Origin of the sequence: Pseudonocardia endophytica, assembly GCF_004339565.1 — a bacterium.
In the GTDB taxonomy this organism is placed as follows: Bacteria; Actinomycetota; Actinomycetes; order Mycobacteriales; family Pseudonocardiaceae; genus Pseudonocardia; species Pseudonocardia endophytica.
Genome location: NZ_SMFZ01000002.1, coordinates 1,911,980 through 1,926,024 on the forward strand (window position 1 = coordinate 1,911,980; position 14,045 = coordinate 1,926,024).

Annotated in this window: 11 protein-coding genes; 4 read left to right on the plus strand and 7 right to left on the minus strand. The window is 74.6% G+C overall.

The genetic code is table 11. From position 1 onward, the window contains the following. Window positions 1–139: 139 nt before the first annotated feature. Together EV378_RS27815 and EV378_RS27820 are read right to left on the minus strand one after the other, a co-directional pair. Window positions 140–1,468 (minus strand): serine hydrolase domain-containing protein, encoded by a 1,329-nt coding sequence (locus EV378_RS27815; RefSeq protein WP_132430350.1) that lies wholly within the window; start codon window positions 1,466–1,468, stop codon window positions 140–142. A gap of 133 nt (window positions 1,469–1,601) precedes the next feature. Continuing rightward, window positions 1,602–2,090 carry an Lrp/AsnC family transcriptional regulator gene (locus EV378_RS27820; RefSeq protein WP_132430351.1) on the minus strand — a complete coding sequence of 163 codons (489 nt, stop codon included), beginning with the start codon at window positions 2,088–2,090 and terminating at the stop codon, window positions 1,602–1,604. 135 nt (window positions 2,091–2,225) lie between these two features. Here EV378_RS27820 and EV378_RS27825 point away from each other — a divergent pair, with 135 nt between their 5' ends. Next, window positions 2,226–4,568, plus strand: coding sequence for a transketolase-like TK C-terminal-containing protein (locus tag EV378_RS27825; RefSeq protein WP_132430352.1), 2,343 nt, complete (start codon window positions 2,226–2,228; stop codon window positions 4,566–4,568). Window positions 4,569–4,815: 247 nt separating this feature from the next. Here the strand turns inward: EV378_RS27825 and EV378_RS27830 are convergent, their stop codons facing one another. Next, the gene (locus tag EV378_RS27830) at window positions 4,816–5,838 is read right to left on the minus strand and encodes a proteasome assembly chaperone family protein (RefSeq protein WP_207908881.1); all 1,023 of its coding nucleotides are present in this window, start codon (window positions 5,836–5,838) and stop codon (window positions 4,816–4,818) included. Between the two features lie 113 nt (window positions 5,839–5,951). On the opposite strand from EV378_RS27830, the gene EV378_RS27835 reads away from it, so the two are divergent. From EV378_RS27835 to EV378_RS27845, 3 genes are all read left to right on the plus strand, one after another. Continuing rightward, complete coding sequence (locus tag EV378_RS27835) at window positions 5,952–7,262, plus strand: MFS transporter (RefSeq protein WP_132430353.1); 1,311 nt, start codon at window positions 5,952–5,954, stop codon at window positions 7,260–7,262. A gap of 46 nt (window positions 7,263–7,308) precedes the next feature. Then, window positions 7,309–8,265, plus strand: a complete 957-nt coding sequence (locus EV378_RS27840; RefSeq protein WP_132430354.1) for an ATP-binding protein — start codon at window positions 7,309–7,311, stop codon at window positions 8,263–8,265. Between the two features lie 321 nt (window positions 8,266–8,586). Next, complete coding sequence (locus tag EV378_RS27845; protein ID WP_132430355.1) at window positions 8,587–8,982, plus strand: SCO5389 family protein; 396 nt, start codon at window positions 8,587–8,589, stop codon at window positions 8,980–8,982. 474 nt (window positions 8,983–9,456) lie between these two features. Here EV378_RS27845 and EV378_RS27850 read toward each other — a convergent pair whose 3' ends face one another. The 4 genes from EV378_RS27850 to EV378_RS27865 form a co-directional block, all read right to left on the minus strand. After that, window positions 9,457–10,137, minus strand: coding sequence for a PadR family transcriptional regulator (locus tag EV378_RS27850; protein ID WP_243653794.1), 681 nt, complete (start codon window positions 10,135–10,137; stop codon window positions 9,457–9,459). A 229-nt stretch (window positions 10,138–10,366) separates the two neighbouring features. After that, complete coding sequence (locus EV378_RS36535; protein ID WP_243653795.1) at window positions 10,367–10,687, minus strand: hypothetical protein; 321 nt, start codon at window positions 10,685–10,687, stop codon at window positions 10,367–10,369. Between the two features lie 142 nt (window positions 10,688–10,829). Then, window positions 10,830–12,362 (minus strand): HAL/PAL/TAL family ammonia-lyase, encoded by a 1,533-nt coding sequence (locus EV378_RS27860; protein WP_165922510.1) that lies wholly within the window; start codon window positions 12,360–12,362, stop codon window positions 10,830–10,832. Next, window positions 12,359–14,041 (minus strand): thiamine pyrophosphate-binding protein, encoded by a 1,683-nt coding sequence (locus tag EV378_RS27865; RefSeq protein WP_165922511.1) that lies wholly within the window; start codon window positions 14,039–14,041, stop codon window positions 12,359–12,361. Before EV378_RS27865 ends, EV378_RS27860 begins: the two co-directional genes overlap by 4 nt. Window positions 14,042–14,045 lie beyond the last annotated feature (4 nt).

A 14,045-nucleotide genomic window follows, 5' to 3' on the forward strand; every position in this document is an offset into this window, starting at 1 on the left:
TTCGCGAACATTGTCCCGGAGTGTAGGTAACGACGAGCTTTCTGTCGTCCGCCGGTTCTGCCCGTATTGCCTGTTCCCGCTGGTCCGCGTCGTGCGGGGCCCAGGTCTCGATTCGGTGTCGACGAGGGGCCGTGCCGTTTCAGTGGCCGGGGGACCACCCTGTGGGATCGACGCCGCCCGGGATCGGCGCGGCCGGGTCGTACGGCGACCGGGTGAACACGTAGGTCACCAGGTGCAGCGCGTCCGGTCCGACGCGGAGCGTCTCGCCGGCGAAGTAGCCGTCCATCCCGATCCAGGTACCGTCCGGGCCGGGGCGGAAGCGCGACGAGCGGCCGGGCCGTCCGAGCCCGCCGAGGTGCAGCAACCCACCGGGGACCGCGCGCAGCACGTACGGCGACGGGCCCCAGTACCAGGGCCCGAGCACGGCCGGGTCGACCGGCGGTGCCTCCGGCGTCCAGGGTGCGACGACGCGTGGCTCGGCCGCGCGCACGTCGGCCAGCAGCGTGGCCGGGACGCCGCCGTCCATCCCGGACGTCGTGTTGCCCGCGACGAACGCGCCGGTCGCCTGCTCGCGGTCCACCCAGATCCCGGCCAGGAACCCCGGCATCGACCCGCCGTGCCCGACGAGCGTGACGCCGTCGACGCGCTGGACCTGCAGCCCGAGCCCGTACCCGGCCCAGACCGGCTGCGACGGGTCGACGCCGGCCGGCACCGTCATCTCCTCCACCGTGGCGGGGGACAGGACGTCGCCGGTGTCGCCGGTGAGGAACGTGGCGAGACGTGCCAGGTCGGCGAGCGTCGACCACAGCTGCCCGGCGGGTGCCATCACGCCCGCGTCGTGCTCCGGCTCGGGCAGCAGCGTCTGCGACCAGGGGTGCACGGCGAACCCCGTGGCCGCGGGCGCGACCGGCCGTGTCGTCGTCCGGACCATGCCCAGCGGCACCAGCACCTCCTCGTGCGCGACGTCGGCCCACGCGCGACCGCGGACGCCGGCGACGACGTCGCCGAGCAGTCCGAAGCCCAGGTTCGAGTAGTGGAAGCGGCGCGCGGCCGGGAGGACCCGCTCGTCGTCGGTCAGACCGAGCTCGTCGAGCGACCCGCCCGGGCTGCGCTCCCACCACTGGCCGGGGCTCTCCGCGGCCACTCCGCCGAGGTGTCCGAGCAGCTGGCCGATCGTGCGGTCGCCGAGCGGGGTGCCGGGCAGGTGCGTCTCGAGCGGGTCGTCCAGGTCGAGACGGCCCTCGTCGCGCAGGCGCAGGACGGTGATCGCGGTGATCGTTTTGGTGAGCGACCCGATCCGGTACTGGGTGTCGTCCGCCGGCCCGGGCAGGTCGCCGTGTCCGGCCGACCACGCGAGCCCTCCGTCCCGGGCGACGCCCGCGACCAGCGACGGGACGCGCCCGTCGCGCTGGGCGCGGGCGGTGCGGGCGACCAGGAGACGGGCCGTGGAGGGGAGCAGAGCCGACACGACCCGAGCGTAGTCGGGCCGGCCCGCCCGGCCCTCTCCATCCCGGCCGTTCCCGTCCCGCCCCGCCCCGCCCCGTCCCGTCCCGAACGAACGGCACCTTCGAGCAATGCGACTGCTCGAACGGCACCCTCGTTCACGGGGTCGGGGGCTCGGACCCGGCCAGGCGCCGCAGCAACGGTGCCGTCCGGAAGCCGACGAGCGAGCGCATGACCAGCGACGTCGTCGTCCGTTCCACGCCCTCGGTCGCGAGTAACTGCCCGGCGATCCGGTAGAGGTCGTCCGCGTCACGGGCGACGACGTGCACGAGAAGGTCGCCCTCGCCGGACATGCCGTGCACCTCCAGCACCTCCGGCACCCGGTCCAGCGCATCCGCCACCTCGGCGAGCTCGCGCTGCACCACGCGCACGGTCACGAACGCGGTCAGCGGGTAACCGAGCGCGGCCGGGTCGATGCGCCGCTCGAACGTGCCGAGCACGCCGAGCTCCTCGAGCCGGGCGAGACGGGCCTGCACCGTGTTGCGGGACAGCCCGACCTGGTCGGCCAGCGCGAGCACGGTCCCGCGCGGGTTCTCGGCGAGCGCGAGCAGCAGACGGGCGTCCCGCTCGTCGAGTTCGGTGGGCACTCTGCGCGCTCCTCGCCGGGTTGGTCCATCCCCGATGCGCAGAATGCTCACCGGGGACGGTTCCACTTGTGCATCGATCGTCGCAGTGGTGCGCTTGCTGAGCAAGCTGCTGTGTCCGCGTCCAGGGAGGACCCGATGAGCACCGTCGCGCCCGCGCCGTCCGACCCCGCCACCGGTGAGCCGAGCGAGGCGTTGCGCGAGGTGGAGCGACGCGTGCTGTGGCTCTCGTCGGCGATCATCGACCACGCGAACCGTCACCGTAAGGACCCGAGCGGGATCAAGATCGGCGGACACCAGGCGTCCAGCGCGTCGTTGGTGACGATCATGACCGCGCTGTGGTTCGAGCACCTGCGCTCCGGCGACCGGGTCTCGGTGAAGCCGCACGCCTCACCGGTGCTGCACGCGATCAACTACCTCCTCGGAGAGCTCGACGAGCGCTGGCTCACGACGCTGCGCCAGTTCGGCGGCCTGCAGAGCTACCCGTCGCGGGCCAAGGACCCGGACCCGGTCGACTACTCGACGGGGTCGGTCGGGATCGGCGCGACGGCCCCGATCTGGGGCGCGCTGGCCCGCCGCTACGCCGATGCGCACTTCGGCGGCCTGGGGTCCGGGCGGCAGTACTCGCTGGTCGGCGACGCGGAGCTCGACGAGGGGGCCGTCTGGGAGGCGATCCTGGACCCGATGGTCGCCGGGCTCGGCGAGGTCGTCTGGATCGTCGACCTGAACCGGCAGTCGCTGGACCGGGTCGTGCCGAACATCGGGGCGCCGCGGATCGAGGGCATGTTCTCCGCCGCCGGATGGCAGGTCCTCACCGTCAAGTACGGGCACCTGCTGCACGAGCTGTTCACCCGTCCCGGCGGCGAGGCGCTGCGCGAGCGGATCGACGGCATGGAGAACCCGGAGTACCAGCGCCTGCTGCGCTGCGACGCGGCCGAGGTCCGGAAGCGGCTGCCGTCGGGCACCTCGAACGACTCCGGGCTCGCGTCGCTGGTCGACGGGCTGGACGACGAGACTCTGCTGGCCGCGGTCCGCAACCTCGGCGGGCACGACATCGCCGCGCTCGGCGACGCGTTCGCCCGGATCGACGACGACCGACCGACCGTGGTCCTCGCCTACACGGTGAAGGGGTACGGGCTGGCGACGGAGGGCCACCCGCAGAACCACGGCTCGCTGCTGACCGAGGCGCAGATGCAGGAGCTCGCCGGCACGGTCGGAGCCTCCCTGGACGACCCGTGGGCCCGGTTCTCGCCGGACAGTGCACCCGCCCGGCTGTGCGCCGGCACCGCGGCACGACTGCACCGGACCGAGCCGTTGCCGTTGCCCCCCGTCACGCTGCCGACCGACATCGGCCGCACGCCGTCCGGCCGGGCCACCACCCAGGCCGCGCTCGGCCGCGCGCTGCTCGACCTCACCCGGGAGGCGCCGGAGGCCTCCGGGCGCGTGGTCACGCTGTGCCCGGACGTGTCGTCGACGACCAACCTCGGTGGCTGGGTGAACAAGGTCGGCGTGTGGGCCGCGCGCGAGGCCAAGGACTGGTTCGACGACGACCCGGAGACGATCCTGCACTGGCGGGAACGGCCCACCGGCCAGCACCTGGAGCTGGGCATCGCCGAGGGCAACCTGGTCGGCGCGCTCGGCGAGCTGGGCGCCACATGGTCGCGCTGGGGACGCCCGCTGCTGCCGATCGGGGTGCTGTACGACCCGTTCGTCGAGCGCGCGCTGGAACCGTGGGCGTTCGGCGTCTACGCCGGAGGGCAGTCGATCCTGGTCGGCACGCCGTCCGGCGTGTCGCTGGCGCCGGAGGGCGGGGCGCACCAGTCGATCACGACGCCGTCGGTGGGACTCGAGCAACCGGGCGTGGTGACCTACGAGCCGGCGTTCGCGATCGACGTCGAGTGGTCGCTGCTGGCCTCGCTGGCCCGGCTCGGCCGCGCGGACGGGGTGTCGGCCTACCTGCGGCTGTCCACCCGTCCGGTGGACCAGACGCTCGCGTCCGTCCCGACCGACCCGGCCGCGCGGGAGCGCCGTCGCCGTCAGGTCGTGGCCGGGGCCTACATGATCCGGCGGGCGTCCGGCGACCGTCCGGACGTCACGATCGTCGTCGCGGGCGCGATGGTCACCGAGGCACTGACCGCCGCGGACCGGCTGGCGTCTCAGGGGACCGAGGCCGACGTCGTCGTCGTGACGAGCGGCGGTCTGCTGTTCGAGGCGATGCAGGCGCGTTCCGGGCATCCGGTGCCCGGGGTGAGCGAGCCGTGGATCCTGGACGCCGCCTTCCCGGCCCGCCGGGCCGCGCCGATGGTCACGCTCCTCGACGGGCACCCGCACACGTTGAGCTTCCTGGCCGGGGTGAACCAGGTCCGCGCCACGCACCTCGGCGTGACGCGGTTCGGGCAGTCCGGCGACCTGGCCAGCGTGTACCGCTACCACGGCATCGACGCCGACGGGGTCGTCGGAGCGGCGCTCGACCTGCTCTGAGGCCGCCCCGGACCCGCCGCCGCACGTTCCCACCCGCGCCGACCCGCCCCACCCGCCGCCCCGGGGCACTCGCCGCTCCGGGGTACCCCCCACAGCCGAACGAACGGCACCTTCGAGCAATGACATTGCTCGAAGGTGCCGTTCGTTCGGAAGGTGGAGGGGCGGTGAGCGCGGGGCGGTGCGCGGCGGTGCGGCGGCGGGCGCGGGGTGGCGCGCGGCGGGCGCGGGGTTGCCGTGGGTGCCGGGGTCAGGCGGGGGTCGCGGGCGGGGTGTCCGGGCCGTCGTCGTCGCGCGGGGGCGGGGGAGCGGCAGGGCCCGGAGGCTCGTGCGGCGCAGGCGGGACGTCCGGGCCGGTCTTGTCCTGCACACCGTCCGCGGAGTCGGCGAGGAAGCGCTCGAACTCGGCGGCCAGCTCGTCGCCGCTCGGGAGGTCACCGCCAAGGCCCTCGGCGAGACCGCCCTCCTCGCGCGCGGCGGCGACCTGGTCGTACTGCTCCTCCAGCGCCTTCACCACCTGCGCGACCTCCTCCGACTCACCGACCTGCGCGGAGATCTCGGACTCGGCCTGCTCGGCGGCCCGGGAGAGGCTCTCGGTCGGCAGGTACAGCCCGCCGGACAGGCCGGCGTGGTCCAGCAGCACCCGGGCGGCCTGCGGATACGCCGAGCGCGCCAGGTAGTGCGGCACGTGCACGGCGAAGCCCATCGCGTCCTGACCCGTCTGGCCGAGGCGGAACTCCATCAGCGCGGTCGCACTGCCGGGTACGTCCGCCGTCGCGAACCACGGCGTGTGTCCTTCGACGAGCTCGGAGCGCGTCGCGTGCGCGGTGACGCCGATCGGGCGGGTGTGCGGCACGGCCATCGGGATGCCCTGCAGGGAGATCACCAGCCGGACCCCGAACTGCTCGACGAGCATCCCGATCGCGGCCACGAACCGCTCCCACTGGGTGTCCGGCTCCGGCCCGGACAGCAGCAGGTAGTCCGTGTCGCCGGTGTCGGTCAGCGCGACGACGTCCAGCGCGGGCGGCGTGTACGACTCCCAGTGGTCGGTCTCGAACCGCAGGGGAGGCCGCCGCGAGCGGTAGTCGACGAGCTGGTCCACGTCGAACGACGCGACCGGCCGCACCTCGCGGTTCTCCTGCAGCGCCTCGACGGCCAGCGTGCCGGCGTTGCCCGCGTCGACGAAGCCGTCGAGAACCACCACCAGCACCGGCTCGTCGAGACGCGGTGCATCCGGGTCCACCTGGTAGAGCTGCGAGGGGTCGAGCACCACGTTCCTCCGTCGGGTCGGCGATCTCTAGATTCTCCCCGAGCCCTGCGACGACGTGAGCCCGCCCGCACACCCTATGGGTCCGGCGCCCGGGTCGCGCAGAATGGACAGTCGTCATGCCGCACCCACGTCGCGCCTATCTGGTCTGGTCCGCCGGTCTGCTCGCGTACCTCGTGGGCGTGATGCATCGCAGCTCGTTCGGCGTCGCGGGTCTGGATGCCGCCCAGCGCTTCGGCGCCGCACCCGCCGTGCTCTCCGGGTTCATCGTCCTGCAGCTGCTCGTCTACGCCGCGCTGCAGATCCCGGTCGGCCTGCTGCTCGACCGGTTCGGCGCCAGGCGGATGGTGCTCGCGGGCGCCGTCACGATGGCCGCGGCGCAGGTCCTGCTCGCGCTGGCGACGTCGTTGCCGCTGGCGATCGCGGCGCGGGTGCTGGTCGGGGTCGGCGACGCGCTGACGTTCATCAGCGTGCTGTCCGTCGTGTCGGTGTGGTTCCCGCCGCGACGGGTGCCGCTGATGACCCAGCTGACGGCGCTGCTCGGGCAGCTGGGGCAGGTGCTCTCGGCGATCCCGCTGGCCACCGTCCTGCACTCGGCGGGGTGGACGGCCGCCTTCCTGTCCGCAGCTGCGCTCGGCGTGGTCGCGGCGATCGCCGTGGCGGCCGTGTTCGCGAACCGGCCGCCGGGCTCGCCCGCGCCGGAGCCCGCGGCCTCGCCGCGGGAGGTGCTGGAGGCACTGACGACGTCGTGGCGCCAGCCCGGCACCCGTCTCGGGCTCTGGACGCACGCCGGCACGCAGTTCTCCGGCATGGTGTTCGCGCTGCTCTGGGGCGTTCCGTACCTCGTCGCGGGACAGGGGTTGTCGTCGACGACGGCGTCGGTGCTGCTCACCGTGCTCGTCGCGGCGGGCGCGATCGCCGGCCCGGTGTTCGGCGAGTTCACCGCCCGGCATCCGCTGCGACGGTCGTGGCTCGTCCTCGGCGTGATCGGGGCGACGGCCGCGGCGTGGGCGGCCGTCCTGCTCGTGCCGCCGCCCGCGCCGTCGTGGCTGCTCGTCGTGCTGGTCGCCGTGCTGGCGTGCAACGGGCCGTGCTCGGCCGTCGGGTTCGACTACGCCCGCACGTTCAACCCGGACCACCGGCGCGGCACGGCCGTCGGCATCGTCAACGTCGGCGGGTTCACGACGACGCTGCTCGCCACGCTGGCCGTCGGTGCCGTCCTCGGGGTGGCGGGCGGGTTCACGCCGGACGCGTTCCGGCTGGCCTGGCTCGTGCAGTTCCCGGTGTGGATCCTCGCGACGGTCGGGGTGCTCGTCGCGCGCCGCAAGGCCCGCCGGTTCCTCGCCGAGGGGGGCACGCACGTGCCGCCGCTGCGTGAGGTCCTCGGACGGGCGGAACGCGAGCGCCGCCGGGAGATCCGCAGGGGATAGACCCCGATTCGATCACTCGTTAGTGAGAACGGATACCGTTACCGTTGTGCGTATCGCGTTCGTGGGCAAGGGCGGCAGCGGGAAGACGACGACGGCGGCCATGACCGCCCGCTGTCTCGCCTCGACCGGGGCGCCGGTGCTGGCCGTCGACGCCGACATCAACCAGCACCTCGGCGTCGCGCTCGGGGCCGACCCGGACGGCACCCCGCCGCCGTCGCTGGCCGCCGACCTGCCGTGGCTCAAGGAACACCTGCGCGGCGACAACCCGCTGATCGGCTCGTCGGACGAGATGGTCAAGACGACGCCGCCGGGTCCCGGCTCGCGTCTATCCACACTGGACTCGTCAGACCCGGTACTCGCCCGTCTGTCCCGCTCGGAAGGGGGCGTCCGGTACGTCGTGACCGGGGAGTTCGACGCGGACGACGTCGGCGTGAAGTGCTTCCACTCCAAGACCGGCGCCGTCGAGCTGTACCTGAACCATCTCGTCGACGGTCCTGGCGAGTACGTGGTCGTCGACATGACCGCCGGTGCCGACGCGTTCGCCTCCGGCCTGTTCACCCGCTTCGACCTCACGGTCCTGGTCTGCGAGCCGACCCGCCGCGGCGTCGGCGTCTACCGGCAGTACGCCGGGCACGCGGCCGAGTACGGCGTCGCGCTGCGGGTGCTGGGGAACAAGGTCGCGGACTCCTCCGACGTCGACTACCTCCGCGACGAGGTCGGCGACGCGCTGATCGGCTGGATCGGTCAGTCCGCGTGGGTGCGGGCGGCCGAGCGCGGCCGGGCGCTCCCGGTGTCCGAACTGGAGCCGGCGAACCGCGCCGTCTGCGACGAGCTCCGGTCCGATGTGGATGCCCGGAGCAGGGACTGGGCCGCCTACCACCGCGACACGGTCGCGTTCCACCTGCGCAACGCCCGGTCGTGGGCGAACGCCGCGACCGGGGTTGATCTGGCGCTTCAGGTCGCGCCGGACTACGTGCCGGGCCCCGCGCCCGCGCGCGTCTGACGCGTCGAGGTCGGCGATGTGCCGCCCGTCGTATCCGGGCTCCCGGCGCCCGCCGGGCTCCCGGCGCCCGCCGGGCTCTCGGCGCCCGCCGGGCTCTCGGCGCCCGCCGGAGCGCGCTGAGTCGTCCGTCGTGTTCCTGCGTCCACCGCACCTCTGTGCTCGCGACGCCGTCGCATCTCCGCGTGCGCCCGTTGCGTCCTGCACGCCGCAGCGCAGCCGCCGCCCGGCATGCCCCCGGCGCCTGTCACGGGCCCCGCGTGCCGTCGCGCCCACCGACCCCGGACCGACCGGTCCGGAGAAGTACGTCCCCAGGAGGTCACCGTGTCCCTCGACGTCCCCACTGCCGTCCTCGACGACGCCCGCCGCGGCGAGATGGACGACGCCGCGTTCGTCGGCGTCGTCCGCGACTCGCTGCCCTACGCGTGGCAGGTCGTGTCGGCCGCGGCCGCCGACGGCGACGCCCGCCCGGACGCGCCGTTCGGCGAGCACGAGGTCCCGCCGCCGTCCGAGGCCGAGCGCGGTCAGTTGCTGCGCGCGCTGGCGTCCAACGCGATCCGCGGTGCGCTGGAGCGGCACTTCGGCGTCGTCCTCGCGTTCCAGAACTGCCACCGCGTCGCCGCGTTCCGCCCCGCCGCCGTCGACTCGGAGATCTACCGCGAGTTCGTGAGCCCCCGCGGCCAGGTCCTGAACCAGACGCCGGAACTGCGCGACTGCTGACCGGCTCCGCCCAGACGGAGCCGGGGGACGCCGCTCGCCCCGACCGGCGGGGCACGCCGCACCCCGGGGCCTGGTGCCGCACCCCGCCTCGGCGTGTCGCACCGGCTGCAACGGGTGCGGCACGCCGGGCCGGGGTGCGGCACGTCGACCTGCGTGCTCGACCGCAGCTGAGGCCGCAGCCGGCACCGACCCGTGGCGCCCCGTGTCGGTACGCGGCATTCCACGCATCGCACGTCGCGAGGTGTGACGGGGCGCCGCTGCTACCGATCGCCCGGCCGGCGCGGCACCCGGCGTCGGTCCGTCGCACCCCTCGGCGCGGTGCCGCACCTCGCCGCGTGGTGTCGCACCCCGCCTCGGCGTGTCGCACCGGCTGCAACGGGTGCGGCACGCCGGGCCGGGGTGCGGCACGAGCCACCGGACGCCGGAGGGCCCGGCATCCACAGTGGATGCCGGGCCCTCGGGGCGTGAGCACGCCTACTCGGCGAGCAGGCGGTAGATGGCCTTGCGCGCCTGGGCGAGCGACTCGGTCGCGGTGGCGATCTGCTCGGGGGTGCCGGCCGCCATCACCTGGTGGGCGGCGGCGTGCACCTGGCCGAGCTCCTGCCAGAGCTCGTGGGCCGGGTCGCCGTCGGTGTCCCCGTCGAAGCCGGACCAGACCGCGTCGATCTCGGAGCGGTGCTCCTCGACGTAACGGGTGCCCTCCTCGGTGAGGTGGACGACCCGGCGGCCCTCGGTCTGCTCGACGCGGACGAGACCCTCGTCCTCGAGCTGGGACAGCGTCGGGTACACGGAGCCGGGACTCGGCTTCCACTGCCCGCCGCTGCGCTCGGTGATCTCCTGGATGATCTCGTAGCCGTGCCGCGGGTTGTCCGCCACGACGGCCAGGACGGCCGTCCGGACGTCACCGCGGTTGCGGCGCCCGCCACGCCGGCCGAAGCCGGGGGGCGGTCCGGGCGGGAAACCGGGGCCGAAGCCACCCGGGCCGAAGCCGGGGCCACCGCGCGGGCCGAACCCGCCACGACGTCCGCGGCCGTGCGGGCCGCCGCGGCCGTGCGGGCCACCGCGTCCGCGCCCTCGGGGGCCGGGTCCCTCGTCGTCCATCTCGTCTCCCGCCGCCTGGGCTGCCTCGGCGGCCAGGCTCAGCTTCTCGGCCATCCGCTCGAACGGGGGCCGTCCGCGGCCTCGCGGACCACGTCCGCGTCCACCGAACGGTCCGTCACCTGGGTTGTTCCATGCGTTCATGATCGTACTCCTTCTCGTGTGAGCCTCCTTCGATCGGCTCGCGTGCTATCACGATATATCGCGACTGCTCGATGATGCAACCCCGAGCGTCGCGTCGAGTGGTGAATCAGCCGGCGAGAGCTGGCTGAGCTGCGGAAACGGGTCAGCGACGAGCTACGAACGCATGCGCTTCCCGAGCTATCGCCGACCAGTCGGCTGTGTCGGCGACCGTCAGCCATTCCTTCATCGGCCGCCCGCGGCTGCCCTCGAACCGCTCGCCGGTGCCGTCGGCGATCGACTCGGCGACGCGGGCGGCGGGCAGCTTCACGACGAGCCGTCCGCCCACGAGCATGGCGAAGATCTTCCTGCCGGTCGTGAGCGCGGCGGAGCCGAACGCGCGGTCGCCGCCGGGTTGTTCGACGTCCGGCTGATCGGCGAACGTGAGGCAGAGGTCGTGGAAGCGCGCGTCGGGGTCGCCGGTCACACACCCGAGTCTGCCGTGGACGACGGCGGTGGCGGCGGATCCGGCCCACGACGACCGCCGACGGTGGCACCGCGCAGTGCGATGCCCGATCTCGCAGCGTCTGCCGGGTCTGCGAGGTCGGAGGATCTCCTGCGACGCCGGGTTACCGCCCGCCGCGGCGGTACGCGGGATCCAGCGTGCGCACCGCGGCGATCAGGTCAGGGCCCAGTGCCGTCGCGGCGACCCGCTCCACGTCCTGGCTGCTCGCGCGGTCGTCGGTCAACGGAGCCGCGGCCTCGCGCACCGCGCGTGTGACCAGCGACGGGCCGTCGCCCAGTGCGGCCGGTGCGGCCAGTTCGACGGCCTGCGTCGCGGCCAGTGCCTCGACGGCCAGCACCAGCCGGAACCGGCGCAGCATGCCCGGCAGGCGCGCCGCCGCGTACGAGGCGTTCGACGCGTCGTCCTCGACGCCGTCCGCGCCCGACGGGCTGTCCAGCGACACCGGTGTGGCCCGGTGCCGGATCTCGGTGAGCAGCGCCTGCCCGATCTTGAGCAGCGGTCCGAAGCCGGACGAGCCGGGGCCGACGGCGCTGAGGTCGTCGGGCAGGCCGGACAGGCGGCCGGTCAGAAGGCGTTGCATCCGCTGCACCGACAGCGACGCCGTCCGGTGCAACGCCAGCGCGAGCGTGTCCAGGACCAGTGCCAGCGCGGGAGTGTGGAAGTTGCCGGTGGAGGCGATCGTGCCGTCGTCGCGCACGAGGGGGTTGTCGCCGGAGCCGTTGATCTCGGCGTCCAGCGCAGGCCGCACCGTGTCCAGTGTGGACGCCAGCGCACCGTGAACCTGGGACGCGCACCGGATGCTGATCGGGTCCTGGACGCGTCGGGCGGCGGCCGGGTCGGTGAGCCGCCCGCCGCGCAGCAGCGTGAGCAGGTGCGCCGCGGCCTCCGGGGACCCGGGGGACGGGCGTGCGGCCTGCGCGCGGGGGTCCAGTGGACTGACGTTCGCCCGGAACCCCTCGTACGTCACGGACACGACGGCCTGCGCAGCGATCAATGCGTCCTCGGCGTCGGCGAGTGCGAGCGCCGCGATCGCGGCCGTCACGGCGTTCGTCGTGCAGAGCACGAGCCCGTCCTTCGGGCCGGGCGTCAGCGGTTCCAGACCGGCGCGGCGCAACGCCTCGGCGCCGTCGAGGATCTCACCGCTGAGCTCGGCGCGTCCCTCGCCGATCACCACCTCGCCGACGTGCGCGAGCTGGCACAGGTCCGCCGCCCCGATCGATCCGGTCCGGGGCACGACGGGGTGCACTCCGGCGTTCAGCATCCCGGCCAGCTGACGGGCGACGGCCGGGCTCGCGCCGCTCCCGCCACGAGCGATCCCGCCCAGACGCAGCAGCATCGCCGCGCGCACGGTGTCCGTCGGGAGCGGCTCGCCGACGGCGTTCACCCGGCCGCGGATCGTGCGGAGGCTGAACGCGGCGAGCTCGTCGCGGGTCAGCGCGTACCCGGAGCGCGGGCCGAGTCCGGTCGTGACGCCGTAGGCGGGGACGCCGCCGTCGACGACCGCGTCCACGGCGTTCCGCTCTGCGCGCAGGCGTTCCTCGACACCCGGCGCGAGCTCGACGGGCGCCCGGTCGCGGGCGACGGCGCACACGTCGTCGAGACCGAGCTCCACGCCGCAGGCGACCGGGGCCGTCACGGCGTGTCGTTCCAGCGCGGCGACGTGGTGCGCGGCGGCATCAGGCGGGCCGGGACGCGGACGAGGTGCGGTCCACCGGCGTCGACGGCGCCGGTCAGCGCCCGCGTGAGCTCCGGCCCGGTCCCGGTGACCTCGGTGGCGGGCATGCCGAACGCCGCGGCGAGCGCGACCAGGTCCGGCGTGTGCAGGTCCATTCCCGTGTGCGGGTGTCCCGCGCGGGCCGTGTCGATGCTCGCTCCGCCCGCGCTCCGCTCGATGTCGAACCGGAGCATGCCGTACCCGGCGTCGTCGACGACAAGCACGACGACCGGCAGTCGTTCCTGCACGATCGTCGCCAGCTCGCCGAGGGCCATCGCGAGACCGCCGTCGCCGCACACGGCGAGCGTCGGGACACCCGTCGAGGCCACCCCGATCGCGGCGGGGAGTCCGAACCCGAGCGTGCCCCAGCCGACCGGGTACGCGAGCCCGCGCGGTCCGGCCGGGCGGGCGTAGCCGCCGGTCCAGTACCCGGCGACGGCCATGTCGCAGACCAGCGCGGCGCCACGCGCGGCCACGGCGTCCACCGAGGACAGCAGCGCCAGCGCGTCGGCACAGGACGGGTCGTCGGCGAGTCGCGAGCGCACCTGGTCGGACACGTCCTTCCCGGACCACGGCCGACGAGTGCCGACCGCGTGAACCAGTGCCGCAAGAACACCGGGAAGCGGTCCGTGCACGGCGACGTCCGCGTCCCACTCCGGAGGGTCGGCAGGGGGAGCGGCATCCACAGTGGCCAGTACCGGCGGCCGCGGCATCGTCCAGTTGCGCGTGTGCATGCCGTCCAGGTCGCCGCCGACGGCCAGCAGCACGTCCGCCGAGCCGATCAGCGCGGCGACCTCAGGCTCGTGCGGCGGCACGTCCAGCGCGCCGGGCAGCCCGCGCGCGTGGAACGAGGTGACCAGGGGTGCGCCGAGCGTCCGGGCCAGCTCGGTGGTCTCGGACGGGGCGTCCAGCGCGCCGCGGCCCGCCCAGACGACGACGGCCCGGCCCTCGAGGGCGCGCACCAGGGCGTCGGTCCGGTCGGGAGCGCCGGCGCCCGGCGCGTGCCCGTGGCGCCCGTCGTCCGGCGCCCGTGTCGGTGCCCGATCGGCGGCGGAGGACGTGGATCCGGCGGCCGGTGGCACCGGACCGGCTGCCTGACCCAGCACGTCCGCGGGCACGTCGACGTAGACCGGTCCCCGCGGCGGCGTCAGTGCGACCGCGACCGCCTCCCGGATCGCGACGGCCGTCTCGTCCGGCGTGCGCGGCGTGAACACGGTCTTCGCCAGCGGCGCGAACAGCGCGGCCTGGTCGCGGGACTCGTGCAGGACACCCCGCAGGCGCCCCGGCCGTCGCAGCCGCTGGGGGATCTCCGAGGCGACGAGCACGATCGGCGACCCGGCGGCCGCCGCCTCCCCGAACCCGGTCAGCGCGTTCGTCGCGCCGGGTCCGGTCGTGACCACCGCCGCGCCGAGCGCCCCGGAACGCCGGGCCCATCCGTCCGCCGCGTACGCCGCCGCCTGCTCGTGCCGCACCACGACCGGCGCCCCGGCCGTCGAACCCCAGAACGGCAGGTTGTGCACGCCCGGCAGGCCGAACACGGTCGTCGCTCCCGCGGAACGGAGCACGTCGAGCACGTCGGACGCGACGGTCACATCAGCCACGGGC